Source organism: Buttiauxella sp. 3AFRM03 (genome assembly GCF_003675305.1).
In the GTDB taxonomy this organism is placed as follows: Bacteria; Pseudomonadota; Gammaproteobacteria; order Enterobacterales; family Enterobacteriaceae; genus Buttiauxella; species Buttiauxella ferragutiae.
Window position 1 is genome coordinate 3,492,357 of sequence record NZ_CP033076.1, and the last position, 19,618, is coordinate 3,511,974.

The window sequence follows — 19,618 nt, forward strand, 5'->3', positions numbered from 1 at the left end:
TGCGCGGTTAATTGCCGCAAGCTCAATAGATATGCCTTTAGGGCACCCAACTTGTTTGTAAAAAGAGTAGCGAAACGATGAGTCTGAACCTGGTAAGTGAGCAGTTGCTGTCTGCGAATGGCTTAACCCATCAAGATCTGTTTTCCATTTTGGGACAATTGTCCGAGCGCCGACTCGACTACGGAGATCTCTATTTCCAGTCCAGTTATCACGAATCCTGGGTGCTGGAAGATCGCATCATTAAAGATGGTTCTTACAACATCGATCAGGGTGTTGGCGTGCGCGCCGTGAGCGGCGAGAAAACCGGTTTTGCCTATGCCGACCAGGTCAGCTTGTTGGCGCTGGAACAAAGTGCTCATGCCGCACGAAGCATCGTGCAGGAAAAAGGGAATGGCCGGGTTCAAACATTAGGTGCCGTGCAGCATAGCGCGCTCTATACCAGTGCCGACCCTCTGCAAAGCATGACGCGTGAAGAGAAACTCGACATCCTGAAACGCGTTGATAGCGTTGCCCGTGCGGCAGACGCCCGCGTCCAGGAAGTGACTGCCAGCCTGACGGGCGTTTATGAATTGATTCTGGTCGCGGCAACTGACGGGACTCTGGCGGCTGACGTTCGCCCGCTAGTGCGCTTGTCTGTCAGCGTTCAGGTTGAAGATAACGGCAAACGCGAGCGCGGCTCAAGTGGCGGCGGCGGTCGTTTCGGTTATGAATATTTCCTCGAAACCGTTGATGGTGAAGTTCGTGCAGATGCCTGGGCGAAAGAAGCAGTGCGTATGGCTTTAGTGACCCTTTCTGCGGTGGCAGCACCAGCAGGCATGTTCCCGGTAGTGCTTGGCGCGGGCTGGCCAGGTGTTTTGCTGCATGAAGCGGTGGGGCACGGTCTTGAAGGTGATTTTAACCGTCGTGGTACTTCCGTGTTCAGTGGCCAGATAGGCCAATTGGTTGCTTCAGAATTGTGTACTGTTGTCGATGACGGCACCATGGCGAACCGCCGTGGCTCTGTTGCAATTGACGATGAAGGTGTTCCTGGCCAATACAACGTATTGATCGAAAACGGTGTGCTGAAAGGCTACATGCAGGACAAACTCAATGCTCGTCTGATGGGCGTTGCGCCAACCGGTAATGGCCGTCGTGAATCTTACGCGCACCTGCCGATGCCACGCATGACCAATACCTACATGCTGGCGGGAAAATCGACTCCACAAGAGATTATCGAATCGGTTGAATACGGGATCTACGCTCCGAACTTTGGCGGCGGGCAAGTGGATATCACCTCCGGCAAGTTTGTGTTCTCAACTTCTGAAGCGTATCTCATCGAAAATGGCAAAGTGACCAAACCAGTGAAAGGCGCAACGCTGATTGGTTCCGGTATTGAAACTATGCAGCAGATTTCTATGGTCGGTAACGATCTGGCGCTGGATAACGGTGTCGGTGTCTGCGGCAAAGAGGGGCAGAGCCTGCCTGTCGGTGTCGGCCAGCCAACGCTCAAAGTCGATAACCTGACGGTTGGCGGCACAGCGTAAAACAATGACAGCCGGGTTTACTCCCGGCTGTTTTCTATCGCACGTCCTTTCTTATCTCGTACCCCTTGATAGAGGTGCGAAACCTTCACGAAATATTCAGTCAGGTAGTTAATGCAGACCTGTACTTTCAACGGCAACTTATCTTTTTCCGTATACAACGCGTATACCGGGCGCGGGTCGGATTGATAACTCGGCAGTAAGATCTCAAGCGTTCCGTCATTGATCTCATCGATCACCCACATCAACGGGACATAAGCGATACCAGCCCCCACTTTTAGCCAGCGACTTAATGTCATGGGATCATTGGTCACGAAGCGCCCTTGCGGGATCATCCGCGTCGTCAGCCCTTCAGGTGCTATCAACTCGAATTCATTATGTGGACGAATGCTGTATTCCAGCCACGAGTGACTGGCAAGATCGGCCGGCTTTTCCGGCGTGCCATTTTGCTGGAGATAACTTTTGGCGGCGCAAATCACCATAGGCATCGATCCGAGCCGCGTCGAGAACAGACTGGAATCCTGTAAAGCACCTACACGAATCACTACGTCCAGACCATCAGCGATCAGGTCGGGCGCGGGAATGCCTGTCACCAGATTAACCGTTAACTCGGGGTACTCTTTGAGCATCTCGGCGGTCATGGAGGCAAGGACATTTTGTGCCATAGTTGAAGAACTGCCGATACGCAGCGTACCAATTGGCGTGTTGTTAAAAGCGTAGAGTTGCTCATGCACCTCTTGCGCTTCGTGCAGCATCTTGCGGCAGCCGAGGTAGTAGATTTTACCGGCCTCAGTCAGCCCGATGCTACGCGTGCTGCGGTTTAACAGCTTTACCTGTAACTCATCTTCAAGTTTGGAAACGGTTTGGCTGATGGACGATACGCTCATTTCCAGCTGCCTGGCCGTTGCGGTAAAAGAGCCAAGCTCGACCACTTTGGCAAACACCGACATGCGTTTAAGTCTTTCCATTGTTCACTCTGGCTTAAAAGTGATTTAGATCACACATTATAGATAACCCGCTAACAATTACGTTAATATATTATTACTAACACCACCCGTATCAGTCGTTAGCGCAACATTTCTGGCAGCTCCTGGGTTGGTGTCTTCCGAATTTTCTGCAAGGTTAACATGAGTCTATTTCCCGTTATCGTGATATTCGGTCTTTCTTTTCCGCCGATATTCTTCGAGCTAATTCTTTCGCTGGCGCTGTTCTGGTTGGTTCGCCGTCTGCTGACTCCGACGGGAATTTATGATTTTGTCTGGCACCCGGCATTATTTAATACAGCGCTTTATTGCTGCCTGTTTTATCTAATCTCGCGCCTGTTTGTTTGAGGTTGATGTGAAAGCACTTACAAGAAAAATGACCCGCACGGCCATCACACTGATTTTGGTGCTGCTGGCTTTCATCGCTATCTTCCGTGCCTGGGTGTTTTATACCGAATCCCCGTGGACGCGTGATGCCCGCTTCACCGCAGATGTTGTCGCGATTGCTCCGGACGTATCGGGTTTAATCACTGACGTTAAAGTCCATGACAACCAACTGGTAAAGAAAGATCAGATTCTCTTCACCATCGATCAGCCACGTTATCAGAAAGCCCTGGAGCAAGCCCAGGCCGATGTCGCTTATTACCAAGTTTTGGCCGGGGAGAAACGCCGTGAAGCTGGGCGTCGTAATTCACTGGGCACCCAGGCGATGTCACGGGAAGAAATTGACCAATCTAACAACGTGCTACAAACCGTTCTGCATCAATTAGCAAAATCCGAAGCAACCCGTGATTTGGCTGCATTGGATTTGCAACGCACGATTATCCGCGCGCCTGCTGATGGTTGGATAACCAACCTGAATGTCTACTCTGGCGAGTTTATTACCCGTGGTTCCACGGCGGTAGCGTTGGTAAAACAGGGTAGTTTCTACATTCTGGCCTACATGGAAGAGACCAAGCTTGACGGTATTCGCCCAGGTTTCCGGGTACAAATCACGCCACTGGGCAGTAATCGCGTATTACGCGGCACGGTTGATAGCATTTCTGCCGGGGTGACTAACGCCAGCAGTACCAAAGATGCAAAAGGGATGGCGACGGTTGATTCAAACCTGGAATGGGTGCGTCTGGCACAGCGTGTGCCCGTGAGAATTCGTCTTGATGATCAGCAAGCTAACCTTTTCCCGGCGGGAACCACGGCCACGGTTGTTGTGACTGGCGATAAAGACAGAGATATCAACCACGATTCGGTATTCATTAAATTCATGCATCGTTTGCGTGAGTTCGGCTAAGCATAGGCTGACATGTATTTCATCTCGCACTTACATTTACGCTTTGCCTTCAAGTTGGCTTTTGCCATCGTGTTGGCGGTGTTTGTTGGTTTCCATTTTCAACTGGAAACTCCGCGCTGGGCGGTGCTAACTGCGGCGATTGTAGCGGCTGGCCCGGCGTTTGCGGCTGGCGGTGAACCCTATTCAGGGGCGATTCGCTATCGCGGAATGCTGCGTATCATCGGTACTTTTATTGGCTGTATTGCCGCGCTGTTAATCATCACTTCAATGATTCGTGCACCTGTTGTGATGCTGTTGGTATGCTGTATTTGGGCTGGTTTTTGTACCTGGATTTCCTCGCTGGTTAAAGTTGAAAATTCCTACGCCTGGGGGCTTTCTGGCTACACGGCGTTAATCATTGTTATCACCATTCAAGCCAACCCGCTTGTCACCCCACAATTTGCGGTCGAGCGGTGTAGTGAGATTGTGATTGGTATTGTTTGCGCGATTCTTGCCGATTTAATTTTTTCCCCGCGTTCCATTAAGCAAGAAATTGATCGTGAGCTGGATAACCTGCTGGTGGACCACTATCGCCTGATGCAGTTGTGTATTGCTCATGGTGACAAAGAGGAAGTTGATAAGGCCTGGAGTGGCCTGGTGCGCCGCACTACCGCTCTGGAAGGGATGCGCGGGAATCTCAATATTGAATCCTCACGCTGGAATCGTGCTAATCGCCGCCTGAAAGCGATCAACTCGCTCTCGCTAACGCTTATCACCCAGGCTTGCGAAACATTTCTGATTCAAAACACGCGTCCGGAATATATGACTCCTGAATTCCGTATGTTGTTTGAGTTACCTGTAGAAACCGCTGCTGATGTTCATAAGCAGGTGAAAGTTATCCGCAGAGCCATTTCATACACTGGCGATAAAAATACACCCGCCACAATAAGCAGTTGGGTAGGCGCGTTCAGCCGCTATCTGTTGCTAAAACGTGGCGTTATCAGCAACACCCGTATTAGCGCGGTGGAAGAAGAGGTTTTGACCCAGGAAGTGGTCATCAAAGTGCAGTCTGCAGAAGGGCATCACGCGATGATAAACTTCTGGCGTACCACGATTTCCTGCATTCTTGGCTGCTTATTTTGGTTATGGACGGGCTGGACATCGGGCAGCGGTGCGATGGTTATGATTGCCGTTGTGACTTCGCTGGCGATGCGTTTACCCAATCCGCGCATGGTGGCTATTGATTTTCTGTACGGTACCATTGCCGCTTTGCCGCTCGGTGCGTTCTATTTTTTAGTGGTGATTCCGTCGACTCAGCAAAGTATGTTGCTGCTGTGCATCAGCCTTGCATTGCTGGGTTTCTTTATGGGCATTGAAGTACAAAAGCGCCGCTTAGGGTCGATGGGGGCATTGGCAAGTACCATCAATATTATCGTTTTAGATAACCCAATGACGTTTCATTTCAGCTCGTTTTTGGACAGCGCATTGGGGCAAATAGTGGGTTGTTTCCTGGCGATGATGGTTATCTTGCTTATCCGCGATAATTCAAAAGAGCGCACGGGCCGCACGCTGCTTAATCAATTTGTTTCTGCGGCAGTTTCTGCGCTGACCACCAACAAAGCGCGCCGTAAAGAAAACCATCTGCCAGCGCTCTATCAGCAGCTTTTCTTACTGCTCAATATGTTCCCGGGTGATATCGATCGTTACCGCCTGGCGCTGACATTGATTATCGCGCACCAGCGATTACGTGATGCACCGATCCCGGTGAATGATGATCTCTCAGCATTCCATCGCCAGTTGCGAAACACGGCTGATAAGCTTACTTCGGCATCAAGTGATGATAAAAAACAGCGCTACTTCAAACAATTATTGGAGGAGCTGGATATTTACCAGGAGAAATTGCGTGTTTGGGAGGCGCCGCTACAAGTCACCGAACCGGTGAAACGGCTGGCGCATGTGTTGCATAAATACCAGCACGCCCTGATAAATGCCTAACCCGAGCCGACGCCTGCGTCGGCTTTTTTGTATCTATACTTATTGGATGCGCAATTCATAACGGGAGAAAATTATGACAAATCAGGCACTCCAGGATAGTGAATTATTTAACACGGGTTATCTGGTCAATGGTGAATGGCACAAGCTGAACGAAACCTTCGACGTTCTCAATCCTGCCACCGGTGAAGTTGTCGCTAAAGTCGCAAAAGCAGGCAAAAAGGAAGCTGAAGATGCGATTGCCGCAGCCGCTAAAGCTTTTCCTGCATGGCGTGCAAAAACCGCCAAAGAACGTTCAACCATCCTCTACCGTTGGTTCCAGTTAATTATTGAGAACAAAGCCTGGCTCGGGCGCTTAATGACCACCGAACAAGGCAAGCCGCTGAAAGAGGCGGAAGGTGAGGTTGAGTACGCCGCAAGTTTTATCCAGTGGTTCGCTGAGCAGGCCAAACGGGCAAATGGTGAAATCATCCCTCCAGCCAAACCTGGATCACGCATTCTGGCAACCCGCGAGCCAATTGGTGTTGTCGCGGCAATTACTCCGTGGAATTTCCCCATGGCGATGCTGACACGCAAACTCGGCCCGGCGCTTGCTGCGGGTTGTACTGGCGTGATTAAACCAGCTAACAACACACCACTATCAGCCTTTGCCTTACTGGCGCTGGCAAAAAAAGCCGGGGTACCTGATGGGGTATTAAATGCCGTCGCAGGGAACACGCAAGAAATTAGCGACGCGATAATGGCGAGCCACGCGGTTCGTAAAATTTCGTTTACCGGTTCTACGGCAGTTGGCAAAACATTAGTGCGCAACGCCGCGGAAACCATGAAGAAAGTGTCGATGGAATTAGGCGGTAATGCGCCTTATATCGTCTTTGATGACGCGGATATCGACGACGCAGTGAAAGGGGCCATTGCTAACAAATTCCGTAATGCAGGCCAGGTCTGCGTTAGCGTGAATCGTTTCTTTATTCAGGACGGTGTTTATGACCAGTTCGTGAATAAACTGGCCGATGCGGTTAAGGCACTGAAAGTCGGTAACGGCCTGGAAGAGGGCGTGGTTGTCGGGCCATTAATTGAAAAATCCGCAGTCGATAAAGTGCGTGAGCATATCGAAGATGCTATCGCGCAAGGTGGCAAAGTGCTGGTGGGAGGTAAGAGCCATGCGTTGGGGGGCAACTTCTGGCAGCCCACGGTGATTGTCGATGCCAGCGATGAAATGAAACTGGCACATGAAGAAACCTTCGGGCCACTCGCTGCTTGCTTCCGTTTTAAAACGGAAGGGGAAGTTATTGAGCGGGCGAATAATACGCCATTTGGTTTGGCGGCATACTTCTATACTCAAAATCTATCGCGTGTATTCCGCGTTTCGCAAGCACTTGAAAGTGGGATGATTGGTATTAACGAATGTGCGGTGTCGACTGAGTTGGGGCCGTTTGGCGGAGTGAAAGAGTCTGGACTAGGGCGAGAAGGCTCGGTACTGGGCCTGGATGAGTTTCTGGAAGTCAAAACCTTGCATATTGGCGGGCTGTAGAAGCTCAAAAGATAAGAGCGCTCTGGTTAAGGTGGCAAGTAATGAAAAAATACACCTTTGATTTTAGTCAGATAGAAGATCAGCCGGGATTCTATCGTCACTTTATCCAGGTATTTCAACTTGAGAAAAAACAGGTTCACGATCTCGATAGTTTATGGGATGTCGTCGTTGGAGGCATCTTACCTCTCCCGGTGGAAATAGAATTTGTTCACCTGCCGGAGATGCAAAGGCGGCGCTACGGGGCGTTGATTTTGCTTTTCGACGAAGCAGAAGAGGAACTGGAAGGGCAATTGCGTTTTAACGTGCGTGGTTAATCACGATTTTAGGGCATAAAAAAGCCCCCGCGAGCGGGGGCAAAGCCGTCAGTTTTGACGACGAGGGTTTATTTATACAGTTCAGCGGTGGCATGCCATGCATCGCCACTACGTGCTTCGGTAATGCGATATGCCGATGCACCTTCTTTAGTCGCTTTCTGTGATAATTCCTGACGCATATCCATTGGTGCACTGCCAACCTGGCTGACAGAAATGCTACCCATAGATTGCATGTTTTGTGCTTGTTCGCTGTTTACCTGATGTGCGGCTGCGTTAGCGCCAAAAGAGATAACAGAGAAAAGGCTCAGTGCTGCGATAGTTAATTTGGTTTTCATAATCTTTACTCCTGAATGGTTTTCTCAACGACCGGAAGGGCTAAACTGCTTTATTGTTCTTGGGGCCGTTGTCTGGATTATCGTTGTATTGCTTTTGCTTATTGCTACCGGGCTGTTACTTGTACAGCTCTGCTGTTGCATGCCATTGGTCGCCAGTACGGGCTTCAATGATGCGGTAAGAAGAAGCGCCTTGCTCTTCAGCTTTCTTATTCAGCAACTGGTGCATGTCCATCGGAGCACTACCGACCTGGCTGACAGACACTGAACCCATCGCCTGGCGGTTTTGTGCCTGTTCGGTATTAATAGATGTCGCTGCAAAAGCGCCGAATGACAGCATCGAGAGCAGGCTTGCGGTAACTAAAGTTGATTTCATGTTCATAATTTTCGCCTCGTCGTATTCTTTTATTGGGGCCTTTATTTCGTGACCCTCATCACAAAATCAAGTATACACTAATAACCCACAAAATTAATACCACGCTAATTATTCTCTATGAAACTTTACAATAATAGAGGCTTTTTATATTACGTAAAGTTATTAAAATGAGTCTTTTATTGCTGATTTTTTGTTAAATATAAGTAAAAACAATGAGATGGCATGAATTGGCTTTTTGTGCGATTCATCACATAACCGGCTGATGAGAGAGATGTTTAGATTTGGGGAAAGCCTAAATAAGGGGATTTACGTATAAACGATGACAGCCAGGGGATTGTTATGAAGGTGTTATTCCCGCCGTACTGACAGCGGGAATACGGAAGTAATGCTTACAGCTCTTGTTCGAACAACACCAAAATTGCTTCATACAATTCTTTTACAGTGAAGTCCCTTGCCGGGGTGGTAAAGATGGTGTCATCACCAGCAATCGTGCCCAAAATACCTTCAGCTTTACCTAACGAATCCAGCAAACGTGCAATTAACTGTGCCGCCCCTGGGCTTGTGTGGATAACAACAACGGCATCGTTGTAATCAATATCCAGTACCAGGTTTTTCAGCGGGCTGGACGTTGTTGGCACGCCAAGCTCGGCTGGTAAGCAGTACACCATTTCCATTTTGGCGTTGCGGGTACGCACCGCACCAAACTTGGTCAGCATACGAGAGACTTTGGATTGGTTGATGTTTTCGAAACCATCATTTTGCAAAGCATGAACGATTTCACCTTGAGAACTGAATTTCTCTTCTTTTAATAATGCTTTGAACGCTTTGACTAATTCTTCTTGTTTTGAGGAAATACGCATATATCACCCATGTTCAGGTCAACGAAGATAACATTATTATGCATTTAAATGAATTATTATGCAAATTATTGGCTGGGTGAAGGCCTGAAATAATGTTATGAAAGAGGCGGATATTATCAAATTTTGTTATCGAGAAACATGCCTTCGTCACGACTCTAAAATAAGATGCCAAGTAAACTAAATGTTATCAAAATGATGTTGTTTTGCTGCGGATGGAGGGGTAATGTAACCGCCGTTGATGTGACAACATCAGGTTGTGACCGGGCGCTAAGGCGTCGTTTCCACCCGGCGAGTAAATGCAGCAGTAACGTTTCAGGAATGCTCAACCTCGCAATCCTAAAGCGGGAAGATTGTAATTACCCCTTCCCTGGATTATGGTCGCCACCGCATGGAGTTACGGCACCTATTTGCTAACCATAATAAGGAGTTTAGGATGAAAGTTGCAGTCCTCGGCGCAGCAGGCGGTATTGGCCAGGCGCTTGCCCTTCTACTCAAGACCCAACTGCCTTCAGGTTCAGAACTCTCCCTGTATGATATTGCACCGGTAACCCCTGGTGTTGCAGTCGATCTGAGTCATATCCCTACTGATGTGAAAATCAAAGGTTTCTGCGGTGAAGACGCAACACCTGCACTGGTTGGTGCAGATGTCGTGCTGATCTCTGCGGGTGTGGCACGTAAACCAGGTATGGATCGTTCAGACCTGTTTAACGTCAACGCGGGAATCGTGAAAAATCTGGTTCAACAGATTGCTAAAACTTGCCCGAAAGCCTGTATCGGTATTATCACAAACCCAGTGAATACCACCGTTGCGATTGCTGCGGAAGTGCTGAAAAAAGCAGGTGTTTACGACAAAAACAAACTGTTTGGCGTGACCACGCTTGACATCATCCGCTCCAACACCTTTGTTGCGGAACTGAAAGGCAAACAGCCGACTGATATCGAAGTTCCTGTCATTGGCGGCCACTCCGGTGTGACCATTCTGCCACTGCTGTCGCAGATTCCTGGTGTTAGCTTCACCGAGCAAGAAGTTGCTGACCTGACTAAGCGTATCCAGAATGCTGGGACCGAAGTTGTAGAAGCTAAAGCGGGTGGCGGATCTGCAACCCTGTCAATGGGCCAGGCAGCTGCGCGCTTTGGTCTGTCACTGGTTCGCGCGCTGCAAGGCGAAAGCAATGTGGTTGAATGTGCGTACGTTGAAGGGAATGGCGAACACGCTCGTTTCTTCTCTCAGCCATTGCTGCTGGGTAAAAACGGTATCGCAGAGCATAAATCTTACGGCAAACTGAGCGCTTTCGAGCACCAGGCGTTGGAAGGGATGCTTGATACTCTGAAGAAAGATATTACCCTTGGCGAAGAGTTTGTTAACAAATAAACCCTGAGCTTTAGAGATAAAAAAACCGGAATGTAGATTCCGGTTTTTTTTCGCCTGCGACTTATTAGTTTGTCGCGGGGTATTCCTGAATCGTGACTTGTAGCGTCAGCTTCTTATCTTCACGCATCACTTCAACTGGAATGACAGAGCCTGGACGAATCTCCGCCACCTGATCCATGGTGCCCAAAGCCGAAATTGCGGGTTTGTGGTTCACAGAGATAATCACGTCGTTAACCAGCAGACCTGCTTTAGCCGCCGGGCCGTCAGGTGTCACTTCGTTAACGATAATTCCCTGAATCTGATCAATGCCGGTTGCGGGGCCATGTAATGGCGTTATCTCGCGCCCGCCAATCCCAATGTAGCCACGAATCACGCGGCCATCGCGAATCAGCTTATCCATGATTTTGGTGGAGAGCTGTGTTGGTATGGCGAAGCCAATACCTTCAGGGGTTTCACCATCGTTACTTTTATCAAACGACAGGGTGTTGATACCCATCAGTTCGCCCAGCGAGTTAACCAATGCGCCGCCTGAGTTACCGTGGTTGATTGAAGCGTCAGTTTGCAGGAACGACTGGCGGCCGGACGGGCTCAGGCCGATACGACCGGTAGCACTGATGATCCCCTGTGTAATGGTCTGCCCGAGGTTATACGGGTTACCAATCGCCATGACGACATCACCAATATGCGGTACGCGCTTATTGTTGATTGGAATCACCGGGAGGCTGGTGGCATTAATTTTCAGCACGGCCAAATCGGTCAGGCTATCAGAACCCACAAGTAACGCTTCAAAAACGCGACCATCTTGCAGAGCAACGATAATTTGCTCAGCATCATTAATGACGTGTTTGTTGGTAATGATGTAGCCGCGCTCATCCATGATGACACCAGAGCCGAGAGTGCGAATTTGTAACTGGTTACTGGCATTGCTGCCGACACTGCGGTTGTAAACGTTGACCACAGCAGGCGCAGCACGACGCACCGCTGAGTTGTAGCTCAGCGGCGTTTCGTCGGCACTGTCAAAGTTCGAGGGCGCTAAGGGAATGATTTTCTGGCGAAGCGTTGGCATCGTTACCAACAACAATCCCGCCACAATCAGGCCAATCACCACCGAGCGTAATATCTTCAGAAACATGTATTTGAGTTAGTCAATGATAAACCGGAAGCAGAATAGCATGAGTTAATCGGACATCGTACCGCGATGTCCGATTACTGAGCAGATTAGCGCACTAACAGATAGAGACTCTCTTCACCGCGTGCGATATGCAGCGCAATAACGTCTGGTTTGCTTTCCAGCACCTTACGCATCTCGGCAATGCTTGTGACCTTCTCGCGATTAACGCCAATGATAAAATCATCTTTGTGCAAGCCGGCTTGCGCAGCTGGTGTGCCTTTTTCAACGCTATCCAGTTTGATGCCTTTAGTGCCATCTTTTAACTGACCGTCGCTCAACGTTGCACCTTGCAACGCAGGCATGACCAGTTCCGCGTTGGCAGAGGATGCGGTACTTTTATCAAGTGTCACGCTCACTTCCAGTGGTTTTCCGTCACGCAGCAAGCCAAGTTTCACCACCGTTCCAGGCTCCGTTGTGGCGATTTTGGCACGTAGCTCGGCAAAACTACTGATATTTTTGCCATTCAGACTGGTAATTACATCACCGGCTTTTACGCCTGCTTTATCTGAACCCGATTGAGGCAATACTTCGCTGACGAACGCGCCGCGCTGGGTGGTCAGATTAAATGCTTTGGCAATATCAGCACTCATTTCTGTGCCTTTAATGCCCAACATGCCGCGCTTAATTTCGCCAAACTCCATCAATTGTTTCGCCAGGGTTTGCGCCATATTACTCGGAATAGCAAAGCCGATACCGACGCTACCGCCACTTGGCGCAAGGATTGCCGTGTTAATACCAATGAGCTCGCCATTCAGATTCAGCAGTGCACCGCCGGAGTTACCTCGGTTGATTGAGGCGTCTGTCTGGATAAAGTTTTCCAGTCCTTCGAGGTTTAGACCGCTGCGCCCCAGTGCTGAAACAATCCCGGAAGTTGCTGTTTGCCCCAGACCGAATGGGTTACCCACGGCAACTGCAAAATCACCCACTCGCAGTTTGTCTGAGTCCGCTACCGCGATTTGCGTCAGGCCGGTCGCCTTCTGGATTTGAATCAGCGCAATATCACTTTGATCATCGCCGCCAATCAATTTGGCATCAAACTCACGTCCATCATTCAGCTGCACGCTGATTTTTTCGGCGTGATTAATGACGTGGTTATTGGTCAGCACATAGCCTTTCTCAGCATTTATGATGACGCCGGAACCCAGCCCTTCAAATGGTTGAGCTTCAGAAGGGGGCATATCCTCGCCAAAAAACTTTTTAAATTCTTCAGGGACTTTCTGAGTCGGGGCAGCGGCCGTTCCTTCAACCTGAACACTAACCACTGCGGGTAATACTTTTTCCAGCATCGGCGCAAGACTCGGCAACGCTGGCTGACCCGGAATCTGCGCAGGCAACGACGCATTCACTTGCGATGCAACACCGAACGTCAGTCCGACACTTAACGCTAAGGCACTCAACAACAGTGTTTGTTTCTTCATTGATGGCTTGCTCTCGTGACCTGAACCTGGAAAAGGATAACCCGATAACACGCCGATATTATTGAAATATCAGCCGGGTAACAATGTTGTTATAGAGTGAATAGATACTAGTAAATGATAGCTGCGCTGAGGAGAGATTGGGGTGCGAAAGCTGCACCCCAAGGATAAATTTTACATTTGTGATTAATCGCGTTTTGCGCGCTCGGTACGCAGCAAACCGGACGCACCTTCAGAATAGTCACGCGGCATCTGCACCGGAGCTTGATCATTACTGGCTTCTGACTCAGCGAGGCGGTTACGGAACGGGTTCGCTTCGGCTGACATTTCAGGCAACAGGCTGCTGGAGCTTTTCGCCATATGTTGATAAAGCTGGCGATAATCATGAGCCATGTTATCCAGCAACTCTGCGCTACGGGCAAAATGACTGACTAACTCTTCACGATACTCTTCAAGTTCTGCTTTGTTTTTCTCGATTTCGTACTGCATGGCCTGCTGCTGACGCAGCTTGCGGTTGCCAAAACGCATAGCAACTGCACCAACGATGATGCCAACAACTAACCCAATTAGCGCATATTCCCAGGTCATGAACTTCTCCCGTTGTCTTGTGTTTCCGTAGGGTAATGTAGCCACTATAACCGTTAACCTAAGAGAAGTGGAATCCTGACGCAGCATCGCTTAGGGTAGAACGGCCTTTTTTTCGACAACCGTCCTTTTTTGAGTACTAAGTAAACGGCAATCCGATTTTTAAGGAAATACCATAATACCATGCAAAATCTCTCTCCCGCATCGCGCTACCAACAAGCTCTGACTGAGGGCAGCTATCAACCCGATGATGTTCAGCATGAAGCCGTAACCCGGCTGGATGCAATCTGGCAGGCGTTAAGCAGCCAAACACCGACGCTCCCTGCAAGCAGTAGCTTCCTTGGCAAACTGTTTGGTAAACGTAGTGCTTCAGTGGCTCAGGAGCCGGTTCGCGGGCTGTATATGTGGGGCGGCGTAGGGCGCGGGAAAACATGGCTAATGGACATGTTTTTTCAGAGTCTACCTGGCGAGCGTAAGCTTCGGCTGCACTTCCATCGCTTCATGTTGCGGGTTCACGAAGAGTTGGGTGAGCTTCAAGGGCAAACCGATCCTCTGGAATTGATAGCCGATAAGTTTAAGTCTGAGACAGATATTCTCTGTTTTGATGAGTTTTTTGTTTCAGATATCACCGATGCAATGTTGCTTGGTTCACTGATGCAGGCATTGTTTGCCAGGGGGATTACCCTTGTGGCGACTTCAAATATTCCCCCTGATGATCTGTATCGTAATGGCTTGCAGCGTGCGCGTTTTCTGCCTGCGATTGAGGCAATAAAACGCCATTGCGAAGTGATGAACGTGGATGCTGGCATTGATTACCGCCTGAGAACGCTGACCCAGGCTCACCTGTGGCTTTCTCCGCTGAATGACCAAACCGCGCAGCAGATGGATAAACTCTACACTGCACTGGCTGGCGCGATACGCGAAGGGGAACCGGTGCTGGAAATAAACCATCGTCCTTTAGCGACCCTCGGAATCGCCAATCAAACACTGGCGGTAGATTTTAATACCTTGTGCGTCGATGCCCGCAGCCAACTCGATTACATTGCGCTGTCGCGTCTTTTTCATACCGTGATGCTATTTAACGTGCCGGTGATGGGGATTCGAAACGAAAACGAAGCGCGGCGATTCATTGCGCTGGTTGATGAATTTTACGAGCGCCACGTCAAGCTGGTGGTTTCAGCGCACGTCCCGCTGTTTGAGATTTATCAGGGTGAAAGATTACGCTTTGAGTTTCAGCGCTGCCTGTCTCGCCTGCAGGAAATGCAAAGTGAAGAGTATTTGCGATTGCCGCATATGCCGTGAACCACAATTCGCATGCAAGCTGACCACAAACTGCGACAAAAACTACAAAAAGGTTCGACCTTTGGGGGCGACTTCCCTATAATCTTGCGACCCCACGTTACAACCAAAGTTTTTTTCCCAAAACTTGGTCGTGCTGGCATTGGCTATTCGAAGGGGTAGGTTTGCCGGACTTTGTCGTGTGAACCTTGAACTGATTTTAAACGTTTGGGTGAACACCTACGTGTAACTATTTATTGGGTAAGCTTTTAATGAAAACTTTTACAGCTAAACCAGAAACCGTACAGCGCGACTGGTTCGTTGTTGATGCTGACGGTAAGACCTTAGGTCGCCTGGCTACTGAATTGGCTCGCCGCCTGCGCGGTAAGCACAAAGCGGAATACACTCCGCACGTTGATACTGGTGATTACATCATCGTTCTGAACGCAGAAAAAGTTGCTGTAACCGGCAACAAGCGTACTGACAAAGTGTATTACCATCACACCGGTCACATCGGTGGTATCAAACAAGCGACCTTTGAAGAGATGATTGCCCGCCGTCCTGAGCGTGTGATTGAAATCGCGGTTAAAGGCATGCTGCCAAAGGGCCCGCTGGGCCGTGCTATGTTCCGTAAACTGAAAGTTTACGCGGGCACCGAGCACAACCACGCGGCACAGCAACCGCAAGTTCTGGACATTTAATCGGGATTATGGCAATGGCTGAAAATCAATACTACGGCACTGGTCGCCGCAAAAGTTCCGCAGCTCGCGTTTTTATCAAACCGGGCAGTGGCAAAATCGTTATCAACCAACGTTCTCTGGAACAGTACTTCGGTCGTGAAACTGCCCGCATGGTAGTTCGTCAGCCGCTGGAACTGGTTGATATGGTTGAGAAATTCGATCTGTACATCACTGTTAAAGGTGGTGGTACTTCTGGTCAGGCTGGTGCGATCCGTCACGGTATCACCCGCGCTCTGATGGAGTACGACGAGTCCCTGCGTGGCGAACTGCGTAAAGCTGGCTTCGTTACTCGTGATGCTCGTGAAGTTGAACGTAAGAAAGTCGGTCTGCGTAAAGCACGTCGTCGTCCTCAGTTCTCCAAGCGTTAATTGTCGTCTGCTTTTTGCAGAGTACAATTTGCGAAAAAGCCCGGTCTTGTACCGGGTTTTTTTATGCCTGAAAATTATATTTAGTGTATCTAACATTATGATATAAAACACTTTTTAGGCAAATTCCAGATCCGCTCCCCACAAAACCCGTAAAATCTGGTAAACTATCAACCAATTTTCTGCCCTGTGGTCGGCATCAGATTATTTTCGCCTCGTTTTCAGGCAACTGGTGGTCTTCCAGCGTAATGGGTATCAAACGGTCAGGTTAGTTGCCGCTTGCGGCTATTAGCAGTAATTTTCTGAATAAACTTGGAGGTTTTCATGGCTGTCGCTGCCAACAAACGTTCGGTGATGACGCTGTTTTCCGGTCCTACTGACATCTATAGCCATCAGGTACGTATCGTACTGGCGGAAAAAGGTGTTAGCGTTGAAATTGAGCATGTGGAAACGGATAACCTGCCTCAGGATCTGATTGACCTCAACCCAAATCACAGCGTACCGACCCTGGTTGACCGCGAACTTACTCTGTGGGAATCCCGTATCATCATGGAATATCTTGATGAGCGTTTCCCGCATCCACCATTAATGCCGGTTTACCCGGTTGCACGTGGTGAAAGTCGCCTGTACATGCATCGTATCCAGAAAGACTGGTATTCGCTGATGCATATCGTGATGAACGGTTCGGCTCAAGAAGCTGATGCTGCTCGCAAGCAATTACGTGAAGAATTGCTGGCTATCGCACCTGTATTTACTCAGAAACCTTTCTTCCTGAGTGATGAGTTCAGTCTGGTAGATTGCTACCTGGCACCACTGCTGTGGCGTTTGCCGCAGATGGGTATCGAGCTGACAGGCGCTGGTTCTAAAGAGATGAAAGGCTACATGACTCGCGTATTTGAACGTGATTCATTCCTCGCTTCTCTGACCGAACCTGAGCGTGAAATGCGTCTGCAGACCCGGGGCTAATTGATGGATATGTCACAATTGTCACCACGTCGTCCGTATCTACTTCGTGCTTTTTACGAGTGGCTATTGGATAACCAGCTCACTCCGCATCTGGTGGTGGATGTGACATTGCCTGGCGTACATGTCCCGATGGAATATGCACGTGACGGGCAAATTGTCCTGAATATTGCACCACGTGCCGTAGGTAATCTGGAGTTGTCCAACAGCGACGTGCGTTTTAACGCGCGCTTCGGTGGCGTTCCACGCCAGGTATTTGTTCCTATGGCCGCGGTTCTGGCTATCTACGCTCGGGAAAATGGTGCTGGCACTATGTTCGAGCCAGAAGCCAGTTATGACGAAGATGGTGAAAGTCATAATGATATTGAGCAGTTGCCGTCTGATTCAGAAATGGTCATGCAAGTGATCGACGGCTCACGCCCCGATCATGATGAAGATGACAACGGTCCGGATGACGAGCCACCTCCACGTGGTGGACGTCCAGCTCTGCGCGTAGTGAAGTAATTCGCAAGCGTTAATCGGAAATCGAAAGCCAGTCTGATGACTGGCTTTTTCTTGCCTAAAATAAACATGCGAACGGCATCTTTACGTAAGCCACGAATTGCTGTGTTATGATTCGACAATATTATTTGCGATCTTCCTTCCATTAAACGGCCAATTCTGACGCGATGAGCACATTTGACGAGCAGCCACCTGAGACGACTGAAACCATCGGCCATACGATGCGCCGTCGCCCGCTTGCGCGTAAAAAACTCTCAGAAATGGTGGAAGAAGAGCTCGAGCAGATGATTCGCCGACGTGAGTTTGCCGAAGGCGAGCAGTTGCCTTCTGAACGTGAACTGATGGCTTTTTTCAATGTTGGCCGCCCTTCGGTGCGTGAAGCACTGGCGGCGCTCAAACGCAAAGGGTTGGTGCAAATCAGCAATGGCGAACGCGCCCGCGTTTCGCGCCCTTCCGCAGATACCATTATTGGTGAGTTATCTGGCGTCGCGAAAGATTTCCTCGCACGGCCTGGCGGCATTGCGCACTTCGAGCAACTGCGCATGTTCTTTGAATCAAGCCTGGTCCGCTACGCTGCGGAATTTGCCACAGATGAGCAAATCGCCCGTCTTGGAAAAGCGCTGGAGATGAACAATCAGGCGCTGGATGACAACGATCTGTTTATTCGATCCGATATTGAATTCCACCGCGAGCTGGCCGAGATCCCCAATAACCCGATCTTCATGGCGGTGCATGTCGCCTTGCTCGATTGGCTGATTGCCGCGCGTCCCGCGGTTTCGCAGGATGTTCTTCTCGCCCACAATACGGTTAGCTACCAACAGCATATCGACATCTATAACGCGATCCAGGCTCGCGATCCTGATGCGGCTGACGCCGCCCTGAAAGCGCACCTGAAAAGTGTATTTGCCTCTTACTATCCCGCACCACGCAAACGCACAGCGAAAAAATAACCTGCATTAATCTGCGATCCCGCGCACGTCTTTGCTGGTAACGTCTGCATACCCATCATAATTTCGTATGAACAGGATCGCATTCTTAGCTCTCCGCGCTGTGGTGTTTAGTTTTTGATCTGGTATAACAGGTATAAAGGTATGTCGTTAACATCAGAAACCAGACAACACAGAGGCATTTATGAAACAGAATCTTCGCGGTGTGATGCCCGCACTGCTTACTCCATTTAATCAGCAACAGCAGATAGACACCGAAAGCTTACGGCGCCTGGTTCGTTTCAATATTGAGCAGGGGGTTGATGGCCTTTACGTCGGCGGCTCAACCGGGGAAGCCTTCCTGCAAAGTTCACAGGAACGTGAACAGGTACTGGAAATCGTCGCGGAAGAGGCTAAAGGTAAAGTGACCTTAATTGCCCATGTCGGCAGTATCAGCACCCATGAAAGCCAGACGCTGGCGAGTGCTGCACACCGTTACGGGTTTGATGCCGTCTCCGCAGTGACACCTTTCTACTACCCATTCAGCTTTAACGAACATTGCGACCATTACCGCGCCGTGATTGATTCATCCGGCGGTTTGCCGATGGTGGTTTACAACATCCCTGCGTTGAGTGGCGTGAAACTGACGCTTGAGCAGATTGGTACTCTTATCAACTTGCCGGGAGTGGGCGCATTAAAACAAACCTCCGGCGATCTTTATCAGATGGAGCAGATCCGCCGTGCACATCCGGATCTGGTGCTCTATAACGGTTATGACGAGATCTTCGCATCAGGCCTGGTGGCAGGTGCCGATGGCGGCATTGGTAGCACTTACAACGTGATGGGCTGGCGTTACCTCGCCATCAAACAAGCGGTGCTCGAAGGGGATATGCAGCGCGCAAGCCATCTACAAAGCGAATGTAATAAAGTCATTGATCTGTTGATTAAAGTGGGCGTTTTCCGTGGACTGAAAACCCTGCTGCACTATATGGATGTGGTAGCGGTACCGCTGTGCCGTAAGCCGTTTGCCCCGGTTGATGAGCAATATCTGCCGGAGCTGAAAGCGCTGGCAAAACAGCTGCAGAGCGAGCGTGCAACGTTCTGAATAATAAATGATGCTGAACGCC

Annotated in this window: 21 protein-coding genes; 14 read left to right on the top strand and 7 right to left on the bottom strand. The window is 49.7% G+C overall.

The genetic code is table 11. From position 1 onward, the window contains the following. The first annotated feature begins 77 nt into the window (after positions 1 to 77). Positions 78 to 1,523 carry a metalloprotease TldD gene (tldD, locus tag D8682_RS17815; protein ID WP_064543046.1) on the top strand — a complete coding sequence of 482 codons (1,446 nt, stop codon included), beginning with the start codon at positions 78 to 80 and terminating at the stop codon, positions 1,521 to 1,523. Positions 1,524 to 1,540: 17 nt separating this feature from the next. Here tldD and aaeR read toward each other — a convergent pair whose 3' ends face one another. Beyond that, the gene (gene aaeR / locus D8682_RS17820; RefSeq protein WP_064543048.1) at positions 1,541 to 2,488 is read right to left on the bottom strand and encodes an HTH-type transcriptional activator AaeR; all 948 of its coding nucleotides are present in this window, start codon (positions 2,486 to 2,488) and stop codon (positions 1,541 to 1,543) included. A gap of 159 nt (positions 2,489 to 2,647) precedes the next feature. On the opposite strand from aaeR, the gene aaeX reads away from it, so the two are divergent. From aaeX to D8682_RS17845, 5 genes are all read left to right on the top strand, one after another. Then, positions 2,648 to 2,851 carry a p-hydroxybenzoic acid efflux pump operon protein AaeX gene (gene aaeX, locus D8682_RS17825; protein ID WP_034498893.1) on the top strand — a complete coding sequence of 68 codons (204 nt, stop codon included), beginning with the start codon at positions 2,648 to 2,650 and terminating at the stop codon, positions 2,849 to 2,851. Positions 2,852 to 2,858: 7 nt separating this feature from the next. Then, entirely contained in the window at positions 2,859 to 3,791 is a 933-nt protein-coding gene (aaeA, locus tag D8682_RS17830) for a p-hydroxybenzoic acid efflux pump subunit AaeA (protein ID WP_064543049.1), read from the top strand. Between the two features lie 12 nt (positions 3,792 to 3,803). Beyond that, positions 3,804 to 5,765 (top strand): p-hydroxybenzoic acid efflux pump subunit AaeB, encoded by a 1,962-nt coding sequence (gene aaeB / locus D8682_RS17835; protein WP_121814805.1) that lies wholly within the window; start codon positions 3,804 to 3,806, stop codon positions 5,763 to 5,765. 73 nt (positions 5,766 to 5,838) lie between these two features. Beyond that, positions 5,839 to 7,293 carry an NAD-dependent succinate-semialdehyde dehydrogenase gene (locus D8682_RS17840; RefSeq protein WP_064543053.1) on the top strand — a complete coding sequence of 485 codons (1,455 nt, stop codon included), beginning with the start codon at positions 5,839 to 5,841 and terminating at the stop codon, positions 7,291 to 7,293. A 41-nt stretch (positions 7,294 to 7,334) separates the two neighbouring features. Then, positions 7,335 to 7,607 carry a hypothetical protein gene (locus D8682_RS17845; protein WP_064543055.1) on the top strand — a complete coding sequence of 91 codons (273 nt, stop codon included), beginning with the start codon at positions 7,335 to 7,337 and terminating at the stop codon, positions 7,605 to 7,607. A 68-nt stretch (positions 7,608 to 7,675) separates the two neighbouring features. Here the strand turns inward: D8682_RS17845 and yhcN (D8682_RS17850) are convergent, their stop codons facing one another. From yhcN (D8682_RS17850) to argR, 3 genes are all read right to left on the bottom strand, one after another. After that, positions 7,676 to 7,942: a peroxide/acid stress response protein YhcN gene (gene yhcN, locus D8682_RS17850; protein WP_064543057.1), complete on the bottom strand. Its 267-nt coding sequence runs from the start codon at positions 7,940 to 7,942 to the stop codon at positions 7,676 to 7,678. Between the two features lie 115 nt (positions 7,943 to 8,057). Continuing rightward, positions 8,058 to 8,321, bottom strand: a complete 264-nt coding sequence (gene yhcN, locus D8682_RS17855; RefSeq protein ID WP_064543059.1) for a peroxide/acid stress response protein YhcN — start codon at positions 8,319 to 8,321, stop codon at positions 8,058 to 8,060. Positions 8,322 to 8,704: 383 nt separating this feature from the next. Beyond that, positions 8,705 to 9,175, bottom strand: a complete 471-nt coding sequence (gene argR, locus D8682_RS17860) for a transcriptional regulator ArgR (protein ID WP_064543060.1) — start codon at positions 9,173 to 9,175, stop codon at positions 8,705 to 8,707. A gap of 433 nt (positions 9,176 to 9,608) precedes the next feature. Between argR and mdh the strand changes: the two genes are divergently transcribed. Then, positions 9,609 to 10,547: a malate dehydrogenase gene (gene mdh, locus D8682_RS17865; protein WP_064543062.1), complete on the top strand. Its 939-nt coding sequence runs from the start codon at positions 9,609 to 9,611 to the stop codon at positions 10,545 to 10,547. 64 nt (positions 10,548 to 10,611) lie between these two features. Here the strand turns inward: mdh and degS are convergent, their stop codons facing one another. The 3 genes from degS to zapG form a co-directional block, all read right to left on the bottom strand. After that, a complete protein-coding gene (degS, locus tag D8682_RS17870; RefSeq protein ID WP_064543064.1) occupies positions 10,612 to 11,679 on the bottom strand; it encodes an outer membrane-stress sensor serine endopeptidase DegS in 1,068 nt (355 codons plus the stop codon). An 86-nt stretch (positions 11,680 to 11,765) separates the two neighbouring features. After that, a complete protein-coding gene (gene degQ, locus D8682_RS17875) occupies positions 11,766 to 13,136 on the bottom strand; it encodes a serine endoprotease DegQ (RefSeq protein WP_064543066.1) in 1,371 nt (456 codons plus the stop codon). Between the two features lie 183 nt (positions 13,137 to 13,319). Further along, entirely contained in the window at positions 13,320 to 13,721 is a 402-nt protein-coding gene (gene zapG / locus D8682_RS17880) for a Z-ring associated protein ZapG (protein ID WP_064543068.1), read from the bottom strand. A 180-nt stretch (positions 13,722 to 13,901) separates the two neighbouring features. Here zapG and zapE point away from each other — a divergent pair, with 180 nt between their 5' ends. The 7 genes from zapE to nanA all read left to right on the top strand — a co-directional run bounded on the left by zapE (position 13,902) and on the right by nanA (position 19,596). Next, positions 13,902 to 15,020, top strand: coding sequence for a cell division protein ZapE (gene zapE / locus D8682_RS17885; RefSeq protein WP_121814806.1), 1,119 nt, complete (start codon positions 13,902 to 13,904; stop codon positions 15,018 to 15,020). 248 nt (positions 15,021 to 15,268) lie between these two features. Continuing rightward, positions 15,269 to 15,697, top strand: coding sequence for a 50S ribosomal protein L13 (rplM, locus tag D8682_RS17890; protein ID WP_034459800.1), 429 nt, complete (start codon positions 15,269 to 15,271; stop codon positions 15,695 to 15,697). Positions 15,698 to 15,711: 14 nt separating this feature from the next. Further along, the gene (gene rpsI / locus D8682_RS17895; RefSeq protein ID WP_064543072.1) at positions 15,712 to 16,104 is read left to right on the top strand and encodes a 30S ribosomal protein S9; all 393 of its coding nucleotides are present in this window, start codon (positions 15,712 to 15,714) and stop codon (positions 16,102 to 16,104) included. Between the two features lie 321 nt (positions 16,105 to 16,425). After that, the gene (sspA, locus tag D8682_RS17900) at positions 16,426 to 17,067 is read left to right on the top strand and encodes a stringent starvation protein SspA (RefSeq protein WP_034498882.1); all 642 of its coding nucleotides are present in this window, start codon (positions 16,426 to 16,428) and stop codon (positions 17,065 to 17,067) included. A 3-nt stretch (positions 17,068 to 17,070) separates the two neighbouring features. Then, on the top strand, positions 17,071 to 17,568 hold the full coding sequence (gene sspB / locus D8682_RS17905; protein WP_064543074.1) for a ClpXP protease specificity-enhancing factor: 498 nt from the start codon (positions 17,071 to 17,073) through the stop codon (positions 17,566 to 17,568). A gap of 164 nt (positions 17,569 to 17,732) precedes the next feature. Then, positions 17,733 to 18,515 carry a transcriptional regulator NanR gene (locus D8682_RS17910; RefSeq protein ID WP_064543077.1) on the top strand — a complete coding sequence of 261 codons (783 nt, stop codon included), beginning with the start codon at positions 17,733 to 17,735 and terminating at the stop codon, positions 18,513 to 18,515. 181 nt (positions 18,516 to 18,696) lie between these two features. Then, entirely contained in the window at positions 18,697 to 19,596 is a 900-nt protein-coding gene (gene nanA / locus D8682_RS17915) for an N-acetylneuraminate lyase (RefSeq protein WP_064543080.1), read from the top strand. Positions 19,597 to 19,618 lie beyond the last annotated feature (22 nt).

Bases quoted from the DNA above. Each gene is read 5' to 3' on its own strand.
- aaeR (WP_064543048.1), bottom strand. From the start codon at position 2,488: ATGGAAAGACTTAAACGCATGTCGGTGTTTGCCAAAGTGGTCGAGCTT.
- rpsI (WP_064543072.1), top strand. From the start codon at position 15,712: ATGGCTGAAAATCAATACTACGGCACTGGTCGCCGCAAAAGTTCCGCA.
- zapG (WP_064543068.1), bottom strand. From the start codon at position 13,721: ATGACCTGGGAATATGCGCTAATTGGGTTAGTTGTTGGCATCATCGTT.
- sspA (WP_034498882.1), top strand. From the start codon at position 16,426: ATGGCTGTCGCTGCCAACAAACGTTCGGTGATGACGCTGTTTTCCGGT.
- D8682_RS17845 (WP_064543055.1), top strand. From the start codon at position 7,335: ATGAAAAAATACACCTTTGATTTTAGTCAGATAGAAGATCAGCCGGGA.
- degS (WP_064543064.1), bottom strand. From the start codon at position 11,679: ATGTTTCTGAAGATATTACGCTCGGTGGTGATTGGCCTGATTGTGGCG.
- aaeX (WP_034498893.1), top strand. From the start codon at position 2,648: ATGAGTCTATTTCCCGTTATCGTGATATTCGGTCTTTCTTTTCCGCCG.
- rplM (WP_034459800.1), top strand. From the start codon at position 15,269: ATGAAAACTTTTACAGCTAAACCAGAAACCGTACAGCGCGACTGGTTC.
- degQ (WP_064543066.1), bottom strand. From the start codon at position 13,136: ATGAAGAAACAAACACTGTTGTTGAGTGCCTTAGCGTTAAGTGTCGGA.
- yhcN (WP_064543057.1), bottom strand. From the start codon at position 7,942: ATGAAAACCAAATTAACTATCGCAGCACTGAGCCTTTTCTCTGTTATC.
- nanA (WP_064543080.1), top strand. From the start codon at position 18,697: ATGAAACAGAATCTTCGCGGTGTGATGCCCGCACTGCTTACTCCATTT.
- D8682_RS17840 (WP_064543053.1), top strand. From the start codon at position 5,839: ATGACAAATCAGGCACTCCAGGATAGTGAATTATTTAACACGGGTTAT.
- yhcN (WP_064543059.1), bottom strand. From the start codon at position 8,321: ATGAACATGAAATCAACTTTAGTTACCGCAAGCCTGCTCTCGATGCTG.
- tldD (WP_064543046.1), top strand. From the start codon at position 78: ATGAGTCTGAACCTGGTAAGTGAGCAGTTGCTGTCTGCGAATGGCTTA.
- mdh (WP_064543062.1), top strand. From the start codon at position 9,609: ATGAAAGTTGCAGTCCTCGGCGCAGCAGGCGGTATTGGCCAGGCGCTT.
- sspB (WP_064543074.1), top strand. From the start codon at position 17,071: ATGGATATGTCACAATTGTCACCACGTCGTCCGTATCTACTTCGTGCT.
- zapE (WP_121814806.1), top strand. From the start codon at position 13,902: ATGCAAAATCTCTCTCCCGCATCGCGCTACCAACAAGCTCTGACTGAG.
- D8682_RS17910 (WP_064543077.1), top strand. From the start codon at position 17,733: ATGAGCACATTTGACGAGCAGCCACCTGAGACGACTGAAACCATCGGC.
- aaeB (WP_121814805.1), top strand. From the start codon at position 3,804: ATGTATTTCATCTCGCACTTACATTTACGCTTTGCCTTCAAGTTGGCT.
- argR (WP_064543060.1), bottom strand. From the start codon at position 9,175: ATGCGTATTTCCTCAAAACAAGAAGAATTAGTCAAAGCGTTCAAAGCA.